Annotated in this window: 22 protein-coding genes and 1 riboswitch; of the genes, 9 read left to right on the top strand and 13 right to left on the bottom strand. The window is 42.8% G+C overall.

The genetic code is table 11. The features are described 5' to 3' along the window. Positions 1-100 precede the first annotated feature (100 nt). The 4 genes from OCV20_RS18300 to OCV20_RS18285 all read left to right on the top strand — a co-directional run bounded on the left by OCV20_RS18300 (position 101) and on the right by OCV20_RS18285 (position 4,783). Complete coding sequence (locus tag OCV20_RS18300; protein WP_086773849.1) at positions 101-1,189, top strand: cytochrome-c peroxidase; 1,089 nt, start codon at positions 101-103, stop codon at positions 1,187-1,189. After that, positions 1,182-3,572, top strand: coding sequence for an ATP-binding protein (locus OCV20_RS18295; protein ID WP_086773848.1), 2,391 nt, complete (start codon positions 1,182-1,184; stop codon positions 3,570-3,572). The genes OCV20_RS18300 and OCV20_RS18295 overlap by 8 nt, the downstream gene beginning before the upstream one ends. A gap of 13 nt (positions 3,573-3,585) precedes the next feature. Then, positions 3,586-4,011, top strand: a complete 426-nt coding sequence (locus OCV20_RS18290; RefSeq protein WP_050621581.1) for a hypothetical protein — start codon at positions 3,586-3,588, stop codon at positions 4,009-4,011. A 106-nt stretch (positions 4,012-4,117) separates the two neighbouring features. Continuing rightward, the gene (locus tag OCV20_RS18285; RefSeq protein ID WP_086773847.1) at positions 4,118-4,783 is read left to right on the top strand and encodes a DUF2057 family protein; all 666 of its coding nucleotides are present in this window, start codon (positions 4,118-4,120) and stop codon (positions 4,781-4,783) included. Positions 4,784-4,871: 88 nt separating this feature from the next. Here the strand turns inward: OCV20_RS18285 and OCV20_RS18280 are convergent, their stop codons facing one another. From OCV20_RS18280 to OCV20_RS18270, 3 genes are all read right to left on the bottom strand, one after another. Further along, positions 4,872-5,030, bottom strand: coding sequence for a hypothetical protein (locus OCV20_RS18280; RefSeq protein ID WP_202910123.1), 159 nt, complete (start codon positions 5,028-5,030; stop codon positions 4,872-4,874). A gap of 164 nt (positions 5,031-5,194) precedes the next feature. Then, positions 5,195-5,911: a Crp/Fnr family transcriptional regulator gene (locus OCV20_RS18275; protein ID WP_048613342.1), complete on the bottom strand. Its 717-nt coding sequence runs from the start codon at positions 5,909-5,911 to the stop codon at positions 5,195-5,197. Between the two features lie 256 nt (positions 5,912-6,167). Further along, a complete protein-coding gene (locus tag OCV20_RS18270; RefSeq protein ID WP_086773846.1) occupies positions 6,168-7,193 on the bottom strand; it encodes an adenosine deaminase in 1,026 nt (341 codons plus the stop codon). A gap of 184 nt (positions 7,194-7,377) precedes the next feature. Here OCV20_RS18270 and OCV20_RS18265 point away from each other — a divergent pair, with 184 nt between their 5' ends. Together OCV20_RS18265 and OCV20_RS18260 are read left to right on the top strand one after the other, a co-directional pair. After that, positions 7,378-8,298 carry an IS5 family transposase gene (locus tag OCV20_RS18265; RefSeq protein ID WP_086773621.1) on the top strand — a complete coding sequence of 307 codons (921 nt, stop codon included), beginning with the start codon at positions 7,378-7,380 and terminating at the stop codon, positions 8,296-8,298. Between the two features lie 48 nt (positions 8,299-8,346). Beyond that, positions 8,347-8,446: riboswitch (purine riboswitch) on the bottom strand. A 167-nt stretch (positions 8,447-8,613) separates the two neighbouring features. Continuing rightward, entirely contained in the window at positions 8,614-9,396 is a 783-nt protein-coding gene (locus OCV20_RS18260; RefSeq protein WP_086774272.1) for a LuxR C-terminal-related transcriptional regulator, read from the top strand. Positions 9,397-9,539: 143 nt separating this feature from the next. Here OCV20_RS18260 and OCV20_RS18255 read toward each other — a convergent pair whose 3' ends face one another. Continuing rightward, complete coding sequence (locus tag OCV20_RS18255; protein WP_086774271.1) at positions 9,540-10,034, bottom strand: GNAT family N-acetyltransferase; 495 nt, start codon at positions 10,032-10,034, stop codon at positions 9,540-9,542. Positions 10,035-10,200: 166 nt separating this feature from the next. Continuing rightward, entirely contained in the window at positions 10,201-11,187 is a 987-nt protein-coding gene (locus OCV20_RS18250) for a DUF2860 family protein (protein WP_048608552.1), read from the bottom strand. Positions 11,188-11,391: 204 nt separating this feature from the next. Here OCV20_RS18250 and OCV20_RS18245 point away from each other — a divergent pair, with 204 nt between their 5' ends. Next, positions 11,392-11,889, top strand: coding sequence for a fasciclin domain-containing protein (locus OCV20_RS18245; RefSeq protein WP_048611089.1), 498 nt, complete (start codon positions 11,392-11,394; stop codon positions 11,887-11,889). A 125-nt stretch (positions 11,890-12,014) separates the two neighbouring features. Here the strand turns inward: OCV20_RS18245 and OCV20_RS18240 are convergent, their stop codons facing one another. From OCV20_RS18240 to OCV20_RS18215, 6 genes are all read right to left on the bottom strand, one after another. Then, positions 12,015-12,311, bottom strand: coding sequence for a hypothetical protein (locus OCV20_RS18240; protein ID WP_017064710.1), 297 nt, complete (start codon positions 12,309-12,311; stop codon positions 12,015-12,017). A 131-nt stretch (positions 12,312-12,442) separates the two neighbouring features. Continuing rightward, positions 12,443-12,700 (bottom strand): hypothetical protein, encoded by a 258-nt coding sequence (locus OCV20_RS18235; protein ID WP_086774270.1) that lies wholly within the window; start codon positions 12,698-12,700, stop codon positions 12,443-12,445. A gap of 165 nt (positions 12,701-12,865) precedes the next feature. Then, positions 12,866-13,348 (bottom strand): GNAT family N-acetyltransferase, encoded by a 483-nt coding sequence (locus OCV20_RS18230; RefSeq protein ID WP_086774269.1) that lies wholly within the window; start codon positions 13,346-13,348, stop codon positions 12,866-12,868. A 104-nt stretch (positions 13,349-13,452) separates the two neighbouring features. Next, positions 13,453-13,767: a cupin domain-containing protein gene (locus OCV20_RS18225; RefSeq protein ID WP_086774268.1), complete on the bottom strand. Its 315-nt coding sequence runs from the start codon at positions 13,765-13,767 to the stop codon at positions 13,453-13,455. Between the two features lie 61 nt (positions 13,768-13,828). After that, positions 13,829-14,332 carry a YgjV family protein gene (locus OCV20_RS18220; protein ID WP_050650519.1) on the bottom strand — a complete coding sequence of 168 codons (504 nt, stop codon included), beginning with the start codon at positions 14,330-14,332 and terminating at the stop codon, positions 13,829-13,831. A 124-nt stretch (positions 14,333-14,456) separates the two neighbouring features. Next, positions 14,457-15,257: a PhzF family phenazine biosynthesis protein gene (locus OCV20_RS18215; RefSeq protein WP_086774267.1), complete on the bottom strand. Its 801-nt coding sequence runs from the start codon at positions 15,255-15,257 to the stop codon at positions 14,457-14,459. Between the two features lie 580 nt (positions 15,258-15,837). Here OCV20_RS18215 and OCV20_RS18210 point away from each other — a divergent pair. Together OCV20_RS18210 and OCV20_RS18205 are read left to right on the top strand one after the other, a co-directional pair. Further along, positions 15,838-16,869, top strand: a complete 1,032-nt coding sequence (locus tag OCV20_RS18210; protein ID WP_050646104.1) for a polyamine ABC transporter substrate-binding protein — start codon at positions 15,838-15,840, stop codon at positions 16,867-16,869. 3 nt (positions 16,870-16,872) lie between these two features. After that, the gene (locus OCV20_RS18205) at positions 16,873-19,305 is read left to right on the top strand and encodes a putative bifunctional diguanylate cyclase/phosphodiesterase (protein ID WP_086774266.1); all 2,433 of its coding nucleotides are present in this window, start codon (positions 16,873-16,875) and stop codon (positions 19,303-19,305) included. A 230-nt stretch (positions 19,306-19,535) separates the two neighbouring features. On the opposite strand, the gene OCV20_RS18200 is transcribed toward OCV20_RS18205, so the two are convergent. Continuing rightward, positions 19,536-20,561, bottom strand: a complete 1,026-nt coding sequence (locus OCV20_RS18200; RefSeq protein ID WP_059018729.1) for a GGDEF domain-containing protein — start codon at positions 20,559-20,561, stop codon at positions 19,536-19,538. Positions 20,562-20,570: 9 nt separating this feature from the next. Next, positions 20,571-21,026, bottom strand: coding sequence for a putative pterin-binding protein (locus OCV20_RS18195; protein WP_086774265.1), 456 nt, complete (start codon positions 21,024-21,026; stop codon positions 20,571-20,573). Positions 21,027-21,295 lie beyond the last annotated feature (269 nt).

Genomic DNA, 21,295 nt, shown 5'->3' with positions numbered 1-21,295 from the left:
CTAGGTTTATAAATAACACCTATCATTGGAAAGTGAAATGAGGGTGATATCAGAAGGATTCTGAGTTGCCATACTTGTCAAAACTAGATGGACTAATGTTATGAAAACGCCATATTTAGCAGGAATCAGCATCACTGTCATTGTCGTTTCAGTCGCTATGTTAGTTTATGACGCTGCCTCTTCGAAAACGCACACTTCATTCGAACACCAAGAAAATCACGCCCATGAAAGCGATCATGATGACTCTCACGCTTCACCACACTCTTCTCATTCACAACACGCACATAAAACTGTGGCTTCAAGCCAACCCATATCTCCGATTCCAAACTCTCCCGAGATAAATCATGAGCTTGCCAAAATTGGTTGGGTGCTATTTAAAGACCCGAATCTTTCTTCTAATCGCAGTGTGAGCTGTGAAAGTTGTCATAGCCTGCAAACCAACGGCGCAGAGGTGATTCCTGTTTCGATTGGCGTAAACGGCGCAGGAATGAGAAATTCACTCACCGTTTTTAACGCAGTCTTTAACTATCGGTTCTTCTGGGATGGTCGAGTAAACAACCTCGACGATCAAATCGATGGACCGGTGCACAACGTCGATGAAATGGATTCAAACTGGCAACACATTACGGATTATGTGTCTCAATCGGATACTTACATCAATTTATTTCAAGAACAATCGACGCCCATTGACGAAGCTTCAATTAAGGCAGCACTTATTGAATTTATGCAGGGGTTGACGACACCAAACGCCCCTTTCGACCTGTATTTACAAGGTGACAACGCAGCACTGTCTGAAACCGCTAAACGTGGTTGGGAAACCTTTCAAGAAGAAGGCTGCATTCGTTGCCACCAAGGCACCAATATTGGTGGCGGCATGGTGATGCGATTTGGTTACTTTGGGTTATCGAAAACAGGAGCCGAGCGAAGTGAAGACCAAGGTCGTTTTATGTTTACCGCGCAACCACAAGACAAGCATCTATTTCGTGTTGCTAGCTTAAGAAACGTGGCGATAACCGCGCCCTATTTTCACGACGGACAAACCGCCACTCTAGAGGAAGCCATAAAGATCATGGGTGAAAGCCAACTCGGTAAAACGTTTGAAAAACAGACCATTAACGATATCAAAGTCTTCCTAGAAACCCTAACAGGTAACCGCCCTCAAATGTTATTGGAGTTTGAAAATGAATAAAGTCAGACTCGTCTTTTTGGTGTTTATCTCCCTGTTTGTCGTTTTGATCAGTTTTATCGTATTGATGTATTCAGAGCATGATAAAGTCTCGAAATATGGAGGAGCCGTTCGTGAGTTGGGGCATGAGGTCCTGGAGATGCGCGACCACATAACTAACGCTGCGCTCACCGAGATTTCCAATCCTTACCAAATGTCTGCAGATTTAGTCACCTTAGAAAAAGAACTGCAAGCGCTCAGAGATAGCTATCAAGGTGAAAATATACACTCGACCTTCTTTCAACACCTCCCAACCCTGGAGCTGCTTGATCAATTCCATGATGCGTCAATGTCGAATGTCGATAGGCTAGACAACCTCGTTGGGCTCAGTGTCGCTCGTCAATTTATTCTGAAATCCATGACTGAGCGACTCACGGATAGTCAGCCTACAAATAACAATTCTGGCGCAGAATCTGACCTCATCATTCAGAGTCAACTCCTTGCTAGCGTCTTGTTTTCAGGCGTTAATATGCAACATTCGGGCGTAGATTCAGACTTAGCGAATCTTTCACAGACATTTGTTGAACTTAACCAACAACATAGCCTTCTTCTATCTCAAGTTCTTAATTTACATAGCACTGAGTATATTGAGCACATAGAACACCAATTTACTGAGCTTCAAGACCAACTCAAAGACGTTACCGTTAAGCTGATCCTCACACTTGCACTACTGACCTTCGCCTTCTCGTTCACCTTATTTATCCTTAGAGTCTTCGAACTCAAGAGAAACAATCTCTCTTACCAAGAAGCCGCAGACAAAGCAGAAAGAGCCAGCGAAGCAAAATCTCTCTTTCTCGCGACCATGAGCCACGAGTTACGCACCCCAATGAATGGCGTATTAGGCATTGCTCAGATAATCAAAGAGGATTCACACAGCGAGAATACTCGTAAACACGCCCAAATCATCATCGACTCTGGTCAGCATCTCGTCACCATATTGAATGACATTCTTGATTTTTCTAAGGTCGAACAAGGAAAGATGGAGCTAGAATTAAGCCCCTTCTCGGTTACCGACGTCGTGACACACCTTGATAAAACACTGACGCCTCTTGCAGAAGATAAAGGCCTCGCTTTTATCATTAAAGACAATGTCCCAACCAATCTTCAGCTTATTGGTGATTCAGCACGTACGCGTCAGATACTGTTCAATTTGGCAGGCAATGCAGTCAAATTTACTGAGTCAGGAAAGGTCGAAGTAGAATTCTTGATAGCCCCTACTACTCCACCAAGCGTGAATATTTTAGTGACGGATACGGGTATTGGTATAGCAGAAGACAAGATCGACCATATATTCACGGCATTCGAACAAGCCGAACTCTCAACGACTCGTAAGTTTGGCGGAACAGGATTAGGGCTTTCCATTGTGAAACAGTTAGTCGAACTGATGGGCGGCACAATCACGGTGGCCAGCCAGCTTAATTTCGGCACTCGATTTACCATCTCACTTCCGCTTGAAATACATGAAGTCGAAGAAAAAGTCGTCGAAAAAGAGACGCTTAAAGCAAATGATGTACTCGATAACTTGTCGGTATTGTTAGTCGAAGACAACAAAATCAATGCAATGGTAATTAGGAAGTTCTGTGAATCGATCAACTTAACCGTAGAGAACGCCTACGACGGCTTGCAAGCACTCGATAAACTGGCATCAAATCAATACGACCTCATCATAATGGACAACCACATGCCCAACATGAGTGGTATCGAAGCGATTCAAAAAATCCGCGACGAGCTCAAGCTCACTACCGTTATTTTTGCCTGTACGGCGGACGTATTCAAAGAAGCTCACGATGAATTTATCGTTTCAGGTGCAGATTTCGTTCTCACCAAACCATTGCAGAAAAACAGCTTACAAAACGCCATCAATGAATTTCATCACCAGTTTGAAGTCAACCGCCATAACTCCGCTAACGCACACAATCTTCCAAACAAAGCAGAAAGCAACGTAACCATATTGACACGTCATCCTAAGAACAAACTGCCACTCACAGAAGAAGAACTGTCGCGTAGCCAATTCTTAGCTAACGATGAGCTTAAATCAGACGAAAAGCTCAAATGCTTAACTTCTCTCGTTGATGAGTTAGAAAACGAAATCGATGAGTTGATAGAGCTATTTTCGGATGCCAAGCAAGATGACCTCTCCAGAACATTAAAGGCAGTTAAAGCAATTGCATCAAGGTATCAAATGAGTGAAGTATTCGAGCTCGCAACCGCGGCTGAGAAGGTAACGGAGAAGCACATCATGCCCGAGGCTGAATTGCTTCAGCAACTCATCAATCGGTTGATGGTCAACAGCCATCAAGCAACACGATTAATACACAAACTCCACCAGCAACGACAAACGGGGTAAAAGAAGGTGTCATATGATATGGAATGTAAATTTACCTAGCACTGGCCCACATTTATTCTTAGCACTCGGTGCCACCATTATTTTTGTGGTCGACTGTCATGTACCTTTGGGCATTGCCATGGCCGTGCCCTACATTACGATCGTCTTGCTCGCAGCCACAACGAAAGATCCACTATCAGCCGTGATGTGGGCTATTGCCTGCACCTTACTTACCTTATTGGGTTACTACTTGTCTGGTAGCGGCAGTGAAACCTGGTTCGTCGCCTTCAACCGAGTCATTACCATCTATGCCATTTGGGTGGCGGCAATTATTCCTATTTATATCTCTCTACCTTCTTCTCAAGCCTCACTGGACGTCGATGATGACGTGACAGAGGAAAGTGCAAGATCACGCCCTCACTCGCACAGAAACCGTACAATCGACACGTTCAAAAACTAGGCTTTGGTTAAGTTTCGGTGAATTTTTCCAAATCGAGACAAGGTAGCTTGAAATACTGCTTTATGCATGCGAGTGTAATATAACTCACCTAAATAACTGTATGACTATGAAAACATTACAATCCATTGCGCTGCTTTCCACAATTATCGCAGCGCCACAAGTGTTAGCTGATGTAACAATTGAAGTTCCTTCTAGCGCAGATGCTTTAGTCGAAGTCTTAGCTGTTAATGAGGCTAAACCTGATCTCGACGGTGGTTTCTTCTCTTCGAGCAAAACGATCACCGTTCCAGATGGCGTGAACCAAATTGTTTTCAAATATCAACTTGCTTTCAGCCAAGGTAACGACCGCGAGTTTGTCGATAGCGATACCATCATTGCTACGTTTGATGCGACAGACACAACATTGACGTTTGACATGCCTAAGTTCCGTAACACCAACGAAGCGAAAAAAGGCCTTCAAAACTTAGATTGGAAACTGGTTGATGAAAACCAAAATGCAATCAGTGTTAAGCAAGATAAGCTAATCAAAGATGGCATGCAGATTGGTCGTAAGTACCCGCAAGAAGCGAAGGAATACAACCAGAAAGGCGGCATCGCAGCACTTACAGTAGGTGCGAGCGCGGGCGCAGCGGCTGCTGTAGCACAACCAGTAACGCTTCCAGCAAAGATTGACGGAAATGCCGCAAATACAGCTGAAGAGATGCTCTATTTCTGGTACGAAAAAGCGGATGCTGAAACCAAGCAGAAATTCAAAGACTACGTGAACAAGTAGCTCAATGAGCTTAGTTTAAAAATGAGAGAAGCTGGCACACTGCCAGCTTCTTTTTTGTCTTCATCTAGATGATTTAGGCTTATAGAGATTAAACAGACTCAGTCGATAACACTTTACCATCCACTTTAGTTGGCCATCCTAGCGCTTTATACTCAGCTGCTAGTAAATGGGCACAGCGGCTAGAAACCCTTGTTTTAATCCAGTCACCAAGTCCCAATACTTTATATTCCAATACAGCCATTTTCATAACAATTCTATTCCGCTCTAATTCAATTTATAAATCTAGAGTGAACATTATAGGTATTCTCTTTTGATGTATGTTCCTAAAAGAACACTGTGCATAATTTTTTCTTTGATATTTATTAATCATTGAAATCTAATCATCCAAAGGTTAGCTCTGCTGTTAAAGTTTCACACCTTAATCTCAGCGACAGGATCTCGCATCATCAAATTCATTGGTGAAATACGCTCATACAAACCCTCAATATCGGTGATAAACACCTTCCCTCTTTGGATCTTCACTAAGCCCTGTTGCTCTATTCCTTTGAGCACCTCATTCAATCTGGGTCTCGAGATCCCGGTAATGGTACTCAATTGAGTTTGTGAGATATTAATACTCACGGTCGCACCTGCAATATTGTTCTGGCGCGCCGCAAGTTCCAACAAAACGTAAATGGTTTTCTGTTCTTTTTCATGAATGGAGGATAAGTAAGCTTGCATCCAAATAGATTGTGCTCTGGTCCCACTGTGCAGCAGCCATTTGAATACCATGCACTGCTCTTCAGCCAGCGCTAACACTTTCTCGGCGGGAAACAGTACCATAGTGATAGGCTCGACCTCCTCTGCCACAGCGAAGAGGTTGTAGTTGGCATGAATAGTCAAAGCGCCTATCCAATCTCCCCTTCCGATCACACCACCGGATATGCTTTTCATATTTTCGGTAGAAAAGCAGATTCCCGCGGAGCCGCTGAGAATATAGAAAACGCCAGGCAGGTTTTGGAATTTTTGGGTAATTTCGAGGCTATGAACACTCGTTTTGAAAACAGCAATTTCGATTAGGCTATCGATCAATTCTTGCGGCAATTCACATGGCCACTCTATTTGCTCACTGATTGTTGGGTCTAACAACGCTGTATTCCTCCTCCGACAATCGCTAACTCTGTATCTATACAGCGTGGTTACTGTATCTCTACACTCCCTCTAAATGTAGTGCATCACAGCCAAGGTAAGCTGTTTTTTGCTAAATAAGATCATATTCTTTAATAAGTTAAGTTGTTCCTTGGTCTAACAATCGCTTGTAGCCAATATAAAAACGACCAACATATGTCGGTCGTTATAAGGCGCTATGCTTCAGAGTTTCGGCCGTCGAAATCTAAACGACAGACTACTCAGAATCAGCTTTAGCTTTAGTTTTAGTTAAGTAACCTTGAACAAGCTCTCGATATTGCTGCTTCAATGACTCTTCGATAAAGCTCGCGTCTATCGCATTCAAACTAAACTGCGCTAACTCCTGGCGCGTCATCTCATGAGCTTGGCTCACCGCATTAAAGTTATCCGACATGTAACCACCGAAATAAGCAGGGTCATCCGAGTTAATCGTTACAGCCACACCCTTTCTCAACAGTTCGACAATGTTGTGGTCTTCCATCACATCGAATACACGCAATTTAATATTCGACAGTGGGCAAACCGTCAGTGGCATTTTAGTTTCAATCAGTTCTTCGATTAATGCTTCGTCTGTCATGCACTGCACACCATGATCCACTCGACTCACGCTGAGCATTTCAATCGCATCGACGATGTTTTGAGCCGGCCCTTCTTCTCCTGCATGCGCCACCGTTAAGAAGCCCGCTTGTTTTGCTTGTTGGAATACACGCTTGAACTTCTCTGGTGGGTGTCCTAATTCAGAAGAGTCCAGCCCAACCCCGACGATCTTATCTTGATGCTTCAACACATCGGCGAACGTTTGAATAGCGCTCTCTTCAGACAGATGTCGTAAGAAACAAGCGATAATTTGAGAAGAGATACCTAACTGTTTTTGACCACTTTCGAGCGCACGATGAATCCCGTTAATCACAGTTTCAAATGCAATACCGCGCTCCGTATGTGTTTGAGGATCAAAGAAAATCTCAGTATGAATAACGTTGTCGGCTTTACAGCGCTCTAAATACGCCCAAGTTAAATCATAGAAATCTTGTTCAGTGCGCAATGCATCGGCACCTTGATAATAGATATCCAGAAATGATTGCAAATCATCAAATTCGTATGCGCGTCTTAGTTGCTCTGGGGATGAATAAGGCAGATCAATGCCATTGCGTTGAGCAAGCTGGAAAAGTAACTCAGGCTCAAGCGAGCCTTCAATGTGTAAATGCAACTCTACTTTTGGGAGCCCTTGAATAAATGCGTTCATATTTCACCTACTATGGATTTTAGGTGTGCACTTACTCTGAATAATAGACAGGAGGTTTTCTTGAACGCCATTACAAAGAGTAAGAACACAATTGTGATCTAAACCGGCTTTGTTGCGTAATTCAATGGAACTAAATCAAGAACCTACGATCTGATCAGCTACCTCCACTCTATCTCGTAGTCCTATGCCTAAGCCTCGTTATAAAACAACCAACTGGAAGCAATACAACCGATCACTCATTAACCGTGGTTCTCTGACTTTTTGGATTGATGAAGAAGCAATAAGCGGATGGGCGCAAAGCAAACAGAATAAGCGCGGTAGGCCGCGTCGGTTCAGTGATTTAGCTATCACGACAGCACTCATGGTCAAACGAGTTTTTTCTATGCCATTGAGAGCGCTGCAAGGATTTATCGACTCGATATTTAGGTTAGCCCATGTACCGTTAAGTTGTCCGCATTACACCTGCATCAGTCGTAGAGCCAAGCAAGTTGAGGTTTCATTTAAGACTAAAACGAGAGGAGCGATACAGCACCTAGCCATTGATGCTACTGGCCTTAAGGTTTATGGCGAAGGTGAATGGAAAGTCAAAAAACATGGGACGGATGGCAAGCGTAGAGTCTGGCGAAAGCTGCATATTGCAGTCGATACCAACACTCATGAGATCATTGCCGCCGAGCTAAGTTTATCGACGGTTACAGATGGAGAAGTACTCCCGAACTTACTGAAACAAACACGCCGAAGTATCCTTGAGGTGTCTGGTGATGGCGCTTACGACACGAGAGCGTGTCACGCTGCTATTAAGATTAAGGGAGCTATTGCGCTTATTCCCCCAAGAGAAGGGGCTGCCTTCTGGGAGCGTGGTCACCCTCGAAATTTCGCCGTGGGTTGCCAGAAATTATACGACTCAAATAAGTATTGGAAAGAGCGGTATGGATACCACAAACGTTCACTCTCAGAAACAGCGATGTATCGAGTTAAACAGTTGCTAGGAGGGAAACTGAGCTTAAGAAATTACAATGCCCAGGTGGGTGAAACTTACGCGATGATAAAAGCGTTGAACAAGCTTACTGGGTTAGGTATGCCTGAAACTTGTCGTATTGACTAAGAAACAAGCGAAACGGGTTGGCTCTATCTCTAAATTTAATTACGCAACAAAGCCATCTAAACCCTTCGTAATCAGCACTTTGCGGGAGCTGGTAGAGACCCCCAAACCATATCATTGGGGTTATACGAAGCAAACGGTTGCTACTATACAGAGTTCAGTGTGAATTTCACTAATCGTTTCTCGATAAAACTAATATATTACTCAGTAGCATTTAAGAATACTCGCCACACCTTATTCAGAACGACATTCTATTATTAGGTTGACACACTTTAGTTATTGCCGCTATTTTGTCTAAAATCACAAAAGACGGTCGATATGAAAAACAACCTATTCGCGAGCTTTGAGGATCTCCTCTCTCACCAAACCAACACTTTGACCGCATGCCAACCCAAAGATTTCGATAGCACTTTTTTGTTACTGGCAAGAGAAGCGCTCGCTTGGTTTAAGCTCGACAGACTTACCCTATTTCCAAACTCAATGATTCTTCTGGATACAGGAAAAAGTATTTCCGTATCCCAAACAGATACTCCACCGCTTGAAATGGAACGCTTTCTAAAAGGCAATTATCTTGATTACCTTAAGCTTTTACGTTCAAAAGAGTGTTGGCAGTTGTTCCCTGAAGAAACACTAAAGAACCATAAACTCGACCCGTTACGTGTACTTTATGAAGAAGGCGCTCATTGGCATGGGATTGTAAGCCTTTCGTTGTTTGGCCAGCAGTGGGGAGCTATCGGCTTCTCACGGTTCAATCGTTACGATAAGCCAATTGAAGAAGCTGACATGAAGCGAATCAAATTGCTGAGTGATATCTGGCTCTGTTTTTGGCAGCATTCCAAAATGACGCGTAGTGTCACCAGCGATGAAACCAATAATATTAACGAGAGTGAAAAGCTATTATTGCTGACCAAAAGGCAGTGTGCGGTTCTGACTCAATTGGCACAAGGTTACACCGCAAAGCAATGTGCAGAGATCCTCTTTTTAAGCCCTAGAACCATTGAGTCACACAAATACCGCATGTTGGATATTTTGGAACTCGACAACCATACCGAACTGATTCAGTTTGCACTGAGAAATGGCTTTGGCATCGATAATCCATAGCGATCTTATCAAAAAAGCTGATAGTGACGAATGCTTATAAACACAAAACCCTCAAGCTAATAAAGTTTGAGGGTTTTATTAAAATAACCTTGTTAATTAATACCTTACTTCAACTGTTTCAGTTATATCGAGTCACTTCGCGTTCAAAGGTAATCCGGTCGAATTCTCGACATTAGTAACATATCGATGTACTTACCCGCTTTGAACGTACTCAGCCTTTTTGTGCCTTCTAACTGAAAACCTACACGTTCATACAAAGCAATAGCGGCGTGGTTATCGGCATGAACCTCTAACTCAAGACGCACGAGGTTAAGCCAGTTATCCGCCTGATTGATCGCTTCTTGCATTAACGCCTTACCGACCCCTTTACCATGCATATCCGGGTGAATCGCAATACCAAGACCAGCGCAGTGCCTGTCTCTTACCTTGGTGGTCATGAATAAAGTAATGTGGCCCACTACTTTGCCGGATACCTCCGCAACCAGAGTGAAATGGTCTGAATGGCCAAACAGTCGCTCCACTTGGTCAGAACTAAGATAAGGCTTTTGTGAGGTGTTTTCTGAAACTGAAGGGCGGCGATAAATATCGAAAATATCTTGGCTATCCGTTGCTTCTAAATGTCTAATTTGTATTTCCAAAGCGCTTCCTTATCCTATTATTTCTATCCATAAGCTAATTTTCATATTACGGATAGCAACGGGCACCTACAACCTTTAAAGGTGTAAGTGCCCGAAATAATTAAACAAATAGTAAGACTGAACTTAAACTTGTGCTTTGATGAATATTTTTAACATAGTGTAAATATCAGAATTTATAATCCACACCCACACTCGCTAATACTTGCTCGGAGTTATAGAAATCGATATTAGAATCTATGCTTCTTAAACCCAGTAAAGTAATGAACGCCCAATCTTTATAGCCCATCAAACCACCAAACTCATACGCTAAAAAAGCACCGTATTCGCTCTCATCACGGGCTTTTCCATAGATTGGGTTCGCTTCATCGTACTGACGATCATGTGCATCCAACGTGACAACAAAACCGTGACGACCAATTTTCTTGGCGTAATTTAATTCAATACCGTAACTATCAAAGCTAAACGCTCCGCCTTCCGCATCAGAGTGGAAATACACCATGGATGGAACGAACACACCCGCTTGGTTAGCTAAGATGAAAGGGTATCCTGCTTTGGCATACACATAGATTCGTTCCCTATTAAGCAGTGCTATCTCTTCAGCAGATAGCCCCAATGAAGTCCCAGACAGCTCATCATCAACGTCGGACTCACCAATCGCGAAATCCGTTCGAAAGCCAGTGCCGCCTATGTTGGTCATTTGCAATCGCCCAACATTACCTTTTAAATCGGTTTCGTTTCGATTAACGCCAACCGCGTAAGGGTCAGACCAAGCCTTACCCGAGACAAGCGTAGGAAGAACAGAAAAATCCAATATGGTGCCACCAGAAAGTTGATATCGATAACCGATCTCAAACGCAATGGTACCTGTTGCAATATCCTCTCGTGTTGTACCCGCATACACTTGGTGAGTCAGCGATTCGCCAAAAGTATATTGAACAGTACCCAAAAATCCGAGTAGCCCTTGGTTTTCACTCTCCCCTTCCTGGGTGTTGGTGGCTTGATTAGAATCTTGTTCAGTACTCAAATTACTACTGTCAGAGTAGAAACCGGCTAATACACTGAAGTTACCGCTGAAGCCTTCACTTGGAGCAAGGCCACTGTATGCAGGCATTGAAGCCAATGCAGAAAAGACTACTGGTAAAACAAACCTCATATTCACATCCATTATTTGAATAATCATCAAATAACTATAAGCATCAAAATGGAATTATAACAAGCATTTAACAATATAAATTTATTCGCTTGCCGCAGTCGATATCGTTAACCATTCACTCAAAGACACAACAAATTGATCTATCACGATTGGGCTTTCGTAATACCTCTCGAAAATAACGGACAAAACTCAAAGGAAGACAATATGTTTAATAAAGTAATCAAAACCATGTCAGTGCTAGTTGCGACGCTTCTTTTTACGGCTTTTGCTCACGCTGATCACCACGGGATGAAGAAAGACATCGTTGACGTGGCGGCTGAAAACGGCTCTTTCAATACCTTGGTAGCTGCAGTAAAAGCGGCAGGCTTAGTTGAAACATTGAAAGGTGATGGTCCCTTCACTGTGTTTGCGCCAACGGATGAAGCGTTCGCTGCACTACCAGAAGGAACGGTTGATATGCTGTTGAAGCCAGAAAACAAAGACAAGCTGATCGCAGTACTGACCTATCATGTGGTACCAGGAAAAATAATGGCGTCTGAAGTGATGAAACTTGATAGTGCTGTAACAGTCCAAGGCGAAGCGGTAATGGTAGGGATGGATCACGGTAGCGTCATGATCAATAAAGCCGAGGTCGTGATGGCAGATGTTGAAGCGAGCAATGGTGTCATCCATGTGATCAATGGTGTGTTACTGCCTAAATAGCAAAGACTAACCCAGTCCAAAGGTTCTTAGAGGGTGTGACAGGTTCTCACCCTCTTCATGTTTAAATACCAAGTAAAGATAGGTATCAAAAGCCGAGCCTGCCTTTTGATAAGCAAGAACCCTCATTACATAAACAAGCGTCCGAATATCAGAAATGCCGCCATCGATACCACCTTCGTGAAGACCACCACCCAGATGCAATCACCAATACTAGAGTGCGTCGCTTTCCCGAGTAGGAACACAAACAGAATCAACCCTAACACCCAGCCCACTGTTGGAATCAATGACACCAAAGCAACGATAACAGCAATAGTAAGAAGGGATTTAAAATCTGCGACCACGAAAGACATCTTAGAGGCGATATACATGCAACATGCGGTGATTAGTGCGTCCATCACAAACGCTAAAGCTTCAATTCCCACTTTTCTTCCTTCACTGATATTAGTTGAAGTGAATATTATCTCTAAAGTGATGATTTTTCTTGAATAAGAGAACAAAAAGCAGGTGAAAACTGTATCAAAAATGAGATTACCGTTCGTCTGAAAGCACAGGTTTATTTGCTCGAGTCTTTTAGGCCTTTGATCAGTGCTCCCGACCGAGTCTGATTTGCTTTTTGATAGGCATCAAAGCCATCTTCACGTTTACCTCCGAACAAACAAAGAAACGAGTTGATGACGAATGAAAAGAATGAAATGACAACAACAAAGAGAGGAAATAGCCCCGATACCCCAGCATCTAAGGCAAGAACGCCAACAGCGAAGGACAACATCGATACTAATGTATATAGTTTAGATCTACTCACATGACTCATGAACAACACTCCTTGTATTCACTCAATGTTTAGATTAGACAAATTATCTTGCACACAATTTGAACTCATCGACAATATCAATAGATCAGGAAAAGTTATCCTTAATAAGGTTCATTAATATTTCAAACTCGATGTCTGTATCCCTAAGAACACGAGTCCACCTATTCAGCTGCCTTGTCCATCTTCAACTATCTTTTCCATCACGTAATTGGTCAGCTTTACGCCCCGCATTTCGACTTCCTGTTCATTAACCACCTTAAAGCCAAGATGCTCATAAAAAGGCTTTGCGGTAATACTTACTTCAGAGAAATATCTCGATACGCCACGAACTCGACCCACAGTGAAAACATGTTCCATCAAGGCTTTTCCTACACCTTTCCCTTGATATTCGTGGTGACAGAAAAAGTGATCAATCAAGCCGTTGGGTTGCAGGTCAGTATAGCCAACAACGCAGCCATCGAGCTCAGCCACAAAGGGCTGTAACCCATTCATACGCTTTTGCCATAACGCAAAGTCAAAGCTACTGGGTGCCCAAGCTTCGACTTGCTGTTGAGAATAATCTCGAACATTCACGTTACGTACGGTATGAAAGAAGATCTCCCACAGTGCTTTGTCATCACTCGCTTGATAGTTTCGAATTCTAACCACAACATACTCCTTTTTGTCTTAAGTCCTTTCAGAGGTGCAAATAAACCGCTGAATCAGCAGGCTCTGTAACCCAAACTCAACAGCCTCAGTTCTAGAGCAAGATATCAACGATAAAACACAGCGAGCCAGATCGTCACCGTATCTTTATCTGTGCCAACAACCTTGTGCTTTTCTCTCGCAGCAATGTTGATGTAATCCCCTTTAGACAAGGTAACAACGCGTCCATCTTCAAACTCGATGACGCCTTGACCTTCAATCACCATCACCCATTCATTCTCATCTTGGTCATACCAACCCTCTTCTGGTGAACTGTGCCCATGCGACAATATTCTTTCAATTCGAACACTGTCGTTGGCAATCAGCTCATTGAATATCTCGTTGGGTATTGATGAAGGAACATCATTGTAAATGTTTGGCATCAAGCTCTCCTAGCTAGTATTGAATTGATTAACAACTTGGGTCTTAGCTTCAGTTGTAAACCTAAGCAGCGGCACTCTTTCTGAAGTAAAAACGGTAATAGCCCACCAAGTTACTGCAGATAAACAGCGCCTCCATAACAACCGCTGTTGGCGAGCCAACTAAGTAATTGTGAATCAGCCAAAAGCTGGTTCCGATGATCATCAACTCTCTTAATCGACGGTCATCTTTATTGAAGGCAGCAAAGGTTTGAAATACGGAGGCAAAGCAACTCAATATGCTGGTCAGCCCCGAATAAGTCACAGCGGTTGCGACCACCGACATCGAGCAGAACAAATATTTAAACTTAGACGAGGTAGAAAAGACGCTCGTCAAATAGCGAATCGTGGCAATCGTCATTAAGCTCGCCGCTGTCCATTGTTCGAGAAGGATAAAGTGACTCGAAATAAGAACGCCAGCAAAGAACAGACAAGTGACGATTTTCTTCCTTTCCTTGAATTGGAATGACAGAAGATCAAAACAAATGGCTATCGCGACTAATACTTGAGAAAGATAAAAGGCAGACACGGTGATTCCTTCAATAACACATTACGCCCTAGCCGCCTCTTTTAACTGTCAACAGTCGAATAAAACGTACTAGGCGGTTCCAACTAAACAGGGGGAACCTGCGCTCTAAAGCTTCTATAGAGATCTAAAGCTTCAACACTCCACTAATCACAGTGGTCGCAGAACCGATTAACTTTATTCGCCCATTAGCTAAGAGCTCTGTCGACATATAACCACCACGACGAGACGCCTGATAAGCACTGAAACTGCTTTTGTTGAGCTTTTCAGCCCAGTACTGCGTCAATGCGCAATGTGCCGAGCCGGTAACAGGATCTTCATTAACCCCTACCCAAGGTGCAAAGTAGCGAGAAACAAAATCAAGTTCCGTATTTGATGCCAGCGCTGTCACCACAACACCTCGCCCTTGAATACCTTTTAACGCATCAAAGTTTGGTGAAAGCTCCAATAGCACTTGTTCACTGGAAACTTCGATTAACTGCTTAGATTCAAATTCTTGGAATGATACGACTTGATGCGGCTCTAAACCTAGATGTTCAAGCAGCGTGAGGTTGGGTTCAGAATGTAATGACAGTTTGGTGCTAGGGAAATCAAGCTCGATAGACGATTCACAAACTGCGGCAGATAACTCCCCAGATAAAGTGTTAAACACGACCTTATCACCTGTCTCAAGCAATCCTTGTTCTTTCATTACATGAACCATTGCCAGTGTGCCATGCCCACACAGCTTCACTTCGACTTCGGGAGTGAACCATTTAAGCGTCATCGTGTTAAGCGCAAGAAAAGCCGTTTCGGATACCGCCATCTCTTCTGCGATTGAAAACATTAACGACTCATCCAACGGATCTTGAGAGATACAGACCCCGGCAGGGTTTCCTTTAAACGCTTGAGTTGTAAACGAATCTACTTGATATATCTCTAAATCCACAATGACTCCTAATGCGAAACATTTCCCAAATCAGCAATCATAGCTCGTTGGGACATAACCTAGATACTGCTGACCACAATAAGCACAAATACCTTGTGCTACAAGTCTTTAGCAACAACTTTATCGATACTTATTGAGAAACGAAACAAATGATAAACAAAACGTTATAGAAGTATTTTTAGGGATAAAAGAACATTGAGCATAAGAGTAAATCGCAATGGCAAAACAAAGGAATCACGACGATTAATGCGAGCAAAAACCCGAAAAAGGTAATCACCACATCATTATTTAATGCTTAATATTTGCATAATAACTTGTAAGGAAGGATATTATGATGAATATTAATTTAAATAATCCATTCACGGACAATAAACTGGAATACGTACTTGTGTTGAATACGATACGACGGAATCATCCTTGCCTCACACGATAAAGGTTCGGTATCAATTAGGAGTAGCAAGTTGCTATTTGCATGAAATGCATGAAGTTGAAGTTGAAGTTAAATTAAGTGCCTAAATTTGAATCATGTCGCAGATTTTGGGCTACGATTTAGTTATCACGTACGAAAGGGAATCCGTCAGTGAAAGCGTTTTGTGTATCAATTCTCGCGTCAACATCCTTTTTGGCTAGCCCTGTATTTGGCCAGCAGCATGATATTTATCTCTACAATTGGGATGAATTTTTATCTGACAGCGTCGTTACCCAGTTAAGTGATACCTACGGCATCTCACTAAAGCAACAATTCTTCTCTGATGAGTCAATAAGGGATGAGGTTTTATTAAGCGAGCGTCGAGGCGCTTTTGAACTGGTCATCGTCGAAAGCGTAAAACTTAAGGCATTAGCCAAACAAAACCTGTTCCATAACCTAAGTGACTTACAACAATCCATTGAAAGCAATTTTGACCCCAGATGGGCGGATGGGTGTGGTGAGTATGGTATTCCTTACGCGTGGGGAACATCCGGTATTCTTTATCGCAGTGATAAAGTCTCCGCCCCAGAATCTTGGATGGCGATTCTTGAACCCGACTCTAAAGTCAGTGGCCGTATAAGTATGTACTACGACCCCACCGACTTGGTGAGCACGGCGTTATTAGTCAATCGATTTGACCCATTTACCAATAATGAACAAGAACTTCGTGTTGCGTACAAAACGCTACAACTGCAAAAGCCACATCTTGAAAGCAATGAATATGTCATCGACCACATCCACCAGCTTGAGCGCCTAGCCAATATCGACCTCGCCTACGGATATTCAGGTGACAGCTATGTGCTTAATGATGCCGAACCTGAGGCATCTTGGGCCTACACAGTGCCTCAAGAAGGAACAACCTTATGGTTAGAGTGTATGGCTGCAATTAACAACGGAGAGTTATCTCCACAGGCAACCACGATCCTCTCCTTCTTATCTCAACCTGAAATAGCCGCTCAAAACGCAATGGATTCATGGTTTGCAACACCAAGTTCAAAAGCAAAAGCACTCACTTCTCAGGAGTATCAAAACGATCCCGAACTTTTCCCGAGTAAAGCAGTATTAGATCGCAGCTACCTTTATCAGCCGTTAGAACCGAGTAGCATTCAAATTCGCAATCGTATTGTCGACAGTTTGAGATAACTCATGCCCGTTTTGAAGAAGCTCTATTTCGTACTTTTACCGACGCTACTGTTGGTCTTTCTGATCGCAGGAATCGTGTCATACAACTTCGCGTCAAATCATGCTAAGCATATGTACCTAGACAAGGTGCAATCTGATGTGAACACCGCTTTAGTCGCTGCAGAGTATGAGCAACTCGGCTTATCCTTACTGGTCAAAGATATTGGGTCTTCGTTGCAGTTTCTTCGATATATTCAAAACCCAGGCGACTACACGACTCTATCGCTATTGGAGAAACGAGTACTTCGTGTATTAAGCCAGAACCACGTCAATCAATTCGGACAACGCAATGTCTATATCGTGGACCCTAAGTTCAAATTAACGCTTTCTACTCTCAGGGCCGATCCTTTCGAGGGACTAAAGATCCCTGATAAGATTTACGAAAGAGTCTTCGATATATACACCTCGTTAATCAGCAAAAATGAACTCTCCTATGAAGGCTTCTCTTATATCTCGATCAGTGGAGAGCTCAGATACTCGTATGTCGCGGCAATTGACCCTTACCTCCTTCCTCAAGACAAACGTGCAAGTAACAGTTTAAATCGCTACATCTTGATTGCTGACGGGCCTCTGATGCAACTCTCTAGCCTGCTAATCAAATACAATGACGATGACAATATTCAGTTCTTAATCGAGCCATCCTCAGACGCTGCCAACATTGAAAATACCCAATTCGTTATCAAATCAATTGAGCAAACCCAAGATAATATTAATGTGCAGATGACCAGCCGACATCTCATCGCGCAAGTAAATATTCGAGAACAAAAGTTCAACCATGAGAAAGCCATCATCGCTAAACAAACCTTGTTAGGTGGCTTTGGTACTCTCTTTACGATCATGTTGATCGTACATTTAGTGGTGCGTTACCAACTCGTGCGACCGCTTAAAGACTTACTGCAAGAGATATCGATCGGCGGGCTCAAGCTTAGATACTTCAAACGCTCATCAGGGCAAAGTGAAATTGATGGTTTAAAGAACGCGTACATAGACTCGCTAACAGAATTGAAGTTCGAAGCCGAATTCGACCAACTCACCAAGCTAGCTAACCGACGTTCTTTCATCAGACACCTTGATGTACGACTAAAAAGCTCGATGAGCCCACACTGCTATGTGGTTTGTTGGGACATCATCGATTTTCGTAAAATCAACGATCTCTATGGGGCAAAAGTTGGTGATAATGTACTGATAAGCTTAGCTAAAGCACTGAAAGAGACACTACAAAACCAACAAGCATCTTTGGGCTTTAGTTGCAGTGATTATTCTTTAGCTAGACTGGGAGGAAATCAGTTTATCGCGATCTTGGAGATGGGTAAGAACCAAGTGATAAACGAAGAAATTGAGAACATCAACAATACGCTGACCGGCACCACCTTCCTTGACTACTATGGGTTTCGATTATCACTCGCAACAGGTGTTTTACCGCTCGACACGCCAAAATTCGATGAGATTTGGCACCGATGCATCGATGAAATGTTAGCTAATGCGAAGTCTCATAGTGATGGCGAAAGTCGTATTGTTTATGGCGAAGAGTTGTTACATACCTTAGAACGCCATGACGTTGTAGAGAAAAGACTCTTAGAGTGCTGCGAAAGTGACAACTTTGAACTTCGCTTTATGCCTATTTTTAACGCCAAGACACTCCAAATAGATGGCGCAGAGTGCCTAATTCGTTGCCCAGCCTTATTTGATATCGATGCGGGACCAGAAGAATTTATCCCAGTTGCTGAAAAGAGTAACCTTATCGCTAGGCTCGACATGTGGGTCATTAGCACCGCGATCAAAAGCTATAAAGAGCTTTCAGAACTTCATCAATACAAGGGCACTCTGTCTATTAATATCTCGGCGATGGAGCTCTACAACCGTAATTTTGCCGACAACATCCGTAAAGTACTCGAACGTTATCAAGTGCCACCTGGCAATATTATTATAGAGATTACCGAAACCAGTTACGTGAAAAGCACCAAGCTTACGGTGCAGACAATCGAGAGCCTCAGAAGCTTAGGTTTAAAGGTCTCCCTTGACGATTTTGGTACTGGCTACACAGCGTTTAACCAACTTCTCCACTACCCTGTGGATGAGCTCAAAATTGATAAGAGCTTTATCGATAACATGGTAGACGACAAGGCCGACCGTAAGATGGTCGAATCTATGGTTAACTTAGGCCACTCTTGTGACACGCTAGTCGTCGGAGAAGGTGTTGAATCTATAGAGCAGTATCACTACCTCAGAAAAGCCAACTGTGACCTAATACAAGGCTACTTCTTCAGTCAGCCACTCACTTATCTGGAATTCATCGAGTTTGTTCGAAACCATAACCCGCAAGCAATTTTAAACCCGCAGTCTGTTACCAGTTCGAGATCTAACGAGCGAATCGTTGCACTCACTCAAAAGCAGTAACCTTAAACCTAAACCTAAACCTCAAAGCCTCTCCTCCTGTTCAAGCGCTGAAAGCCACTATAGCTATAACTAGTAGTAGAACTATCTTCATCAGTGCAGGAGCTCTGCGTTGGCTACACATTGAATGAGGAGGCAAATAAAGGATGGCAAAAGCCATGATAGTGAAGCGGGAGAATGGTGAGCGTAAAGTAAACAAAACCTAATGATCTAACTTATCGCTGATGCGGGGATTAACTCTGCATCGTCGTTAGTAGCTCCATCATATCTTTAGAGCTGATGTTCTTCTTATGTCTTACTACAGCGTCAATCATCAATTCTAAATTGCCCGCTGAAATATAATCCTTGAGCACGTCATTGAATTTTTCCTGGATCTCATCACTTGTGTACAAGTGCTCAGGAATGAAGAACAGAAACTGGCTGCCACTACTACGAAACGAGATAGTACTTTCCGGAACCTTTGCCGTCAGAGACTTAGCGGCGGAGCTCACTACCAAATCACCATATTCAAGCCCATACTTTTGGTTAATCTCATTGAGGTTTCTGATGCGTACAAAGTAAAGGTCGAAATTACCGTTTGTTGGATAGCTGTTTTTAACAAACTGCATGAGCGAGACTCGATTGCGAAAGCCAGTAATAAAGTCGGTAGAATGAAGTTTTCGTTTGATGGAAAAATCGAGATAGAAAATGATGCCTGTCATCAACAAAATCAAGACAAGTAACGCGCTGCTGATTTGGTGAACAACAACAAACTTGCCTACCATGGACGTGTTTTCTTCAATAACTGGGCTTTGTAATCGAAACTTTTCGTTAATGAATTCAACCAATGTGGTGTAGCAAATATCGACTTTCTTCTGCAGCGATTCTTTAGGTAATTGCCCTGTACTGACCAACTTGATTGACGATTCTAGCGACTTAAACTTTTCAAACTCTGAGGTAAAGTAAGGCTTAAAGTTTGCTGAGCGAATAAAATTGGACGATTCAGTGCTGTTGATCAGAATATCAAAACGACTCCAAGTAATGTCATAAGCCAACCAAAGTTCATCATAATCAATCGTCTTTGCGTGGCTAACCATCAAGAAGTTTGCATACTCTTTGACGAGTTGAAAAACAAACCATGTTGCCTCATTTTGGCGATTAGAAAAGCTCTTGTTGATGTCATTAATTCGAGTAACACTGTAGATATTGACGGATAGAACAACCACGGCCAAAGACAAAACAACGACTTTGATTGCAGCCATAGACAACAGCTTCTTCATAATTAGCCTCTACAGATGAATATCACGAATCTGCCAAATCATCTTGGCATGGAAATCAGGGGTATTGGTCTCAGGGTTCGCTGAGATTGGGTAAATCAACCAAAACGGGCCTTTCTCTCTCACAGACATAAACTCACCATTCTTTTTAATCGCAATGATGGGTTCATAGGTATCAAAATCTTCTTTGGGCACAGCAATTTTATAGTCATTCAATGCTACGAAAGTGACTTGTGATGATATCGGTAGATCCATATTTTCAAGCACCGTTTGTAACGTCACACCACTATAAACGGTCAGACCCTCGACCCAAGGCAAGGTGGTAGTAATTTCTTTTTGAGGAAGTGACAGGAGTTGCTCTCTACTAAAACCATGCTTTTGCCCAGAGTGATCGAAAACCGTTAACTCTGAGGCTGCAAAAATCGAAAACGAGCAAAGCCAAAGCATCCACAAGAATACAGTTCTCATTCTAAACTCCATTTAAAAAGGTCACTAAATTGAGTCTAGTATAAATTGACCATTTAACTTGTACCGATACCACTCAGATTGAACGGTATCGCTTTATCCCTAATGCTCCTACACTTCGCTGTTTTTCAATAACTTCGCAGTTTGTCTCTCTCTTCTCTGTCTCTTCCATCACCGCTCTCGTTCAGCGATCCCTACCCGCTTGACGTATTCCTTCCAAGCCGTTGAGTAACAAAAACTCGTATTTTACTCTGCGTAAGTAAACCAATAAG

It is taken from the genome of Vibrio coralliirubri (assembly GCF_024347375.1).
Lineage (GTDB): Bacteria > Pseudomonadota > Gammaproteobacteria > Enterobacterales > Vibrionaceae > Vibrio > Vibrio coralliirubri.
Note: the sequence above shows the minus strand (reverse complement) of the source record. Positions and strands in the feature narration are given on the sequence as shown.

What these genes read in the sequence shown, in the direction of transcription:
- OCV20_RS18300 (WP_086773849.1), top strand. Translation starts at nt 101, where the DNA reads ATGAAAACGCCATATTTAGCAGGAATCAGCATCACTGTCATTGTCGTT.
- OCV20_RS18295 (WP_086773848.1), top strand. Translation starts at nt 1,182, where the DNA reads ATGAATAAAGTCAGACTCGTCTTTTTGGTGTTTATCTCCCTGTTTGTC.
- OCV20_RS18290 (WP_050621581.1), top strand. Translation starts at nt 3,586, where the DNA reads ATGATATGGAATGTAAATTTACCTAGCACTGGCCCACATTTATTCTTA.
- OCV20_RS18285 (WP_086773847.1), top strand. Translation starts at nt 4,118, where the DNA reads ATGAAAACATTACAATCCATTGCGCTGCTTTCCACAATTATCGCAGCG.
- OCV20_RS18280 (WP_202910123.1), bottom strand. Translation starts at nt 5,030, where the DNA reads ATGAAAATGGCTGTATTGGAATATAAAGTATTGGGACTTGGTGACTGG.
- OCV20_RS18270 (WP_086773846.1), bottom strand. Translation starts at nt 7,193, where the DNA reads ATGAACGCATTTATTCAAGGGCTCCCAAAAGTAGAGTTGCATTTACAC.
- OCV20_RS18265 (WP_086773621.1), top strand. Translation starts at nt 7,378, where the DNA reads ATGCCTAAGCCTCGTTATAAAACAACCAACTGGAAGCAATACAACCGA.
- OCV20_RS18260 (WP_086774272.1), top strand. Translation starts at nt 8,614, where the DNA reads ATGAAAAACAACCTATTCGCGAGCTTTGAGGATCTCCTCTCTCACCAA.
- OCV20_RS18250 (WP_048608552.1), bottom strand. Translation starts at nt 11,187, where the DNA reads ATGAGGTTTGTTTTACCAGTAGTCTTTTCTGCATTGGCTTCAATGCCT.
- OCV20_RS18245 (WP_048611089.1), top strand. Translation starts at nt 11,392, where the DNA reads ATGTTTAATAAAGTAATCAAAACCATGTCAGTGCTAGTTGCGACGCTT.
- OCV20_RS18235 (WP_086774270.1), bottom strand. Translation starts at nt 12,700, where the DNA reads ATGAGTCATGTGAGTAGATCTAAACTATATACATTAGTATCGATGTTG.
- OCV20_RS18225 (WP_086774268.1), bottom strand. Translation starts at nt 13,767, where the DNA reads ATGCCAAACATTTACAATGATGTTCCTTCATCAATACCCAACGAGATA.
- OCV20_RS18205 (WP_086774266.1), top strand. Translation starts at nt 16,873, where the DNA reads ATGCCCGTTTTGAAGAAGCTCTATTTCGTACTTTTACCGACGCTACTG.
- OCV20_RS18200 (WP_059018729.1), bottom strand. Translation starts at nt 20,561, where the DNA reads ATGAAGAAGCTGTTGTCTATGGCTGCAATCAAAGTCGTTGTTTTGTCT.
- OCV20_RS18195 (WP_086774265.1), bottom strand. Translation starts at nt 21,026, where the DNA reads ATGAGAACTGTATTCTTGTGGATGCTTTGGCTTTGCTCGTTTTCGATT.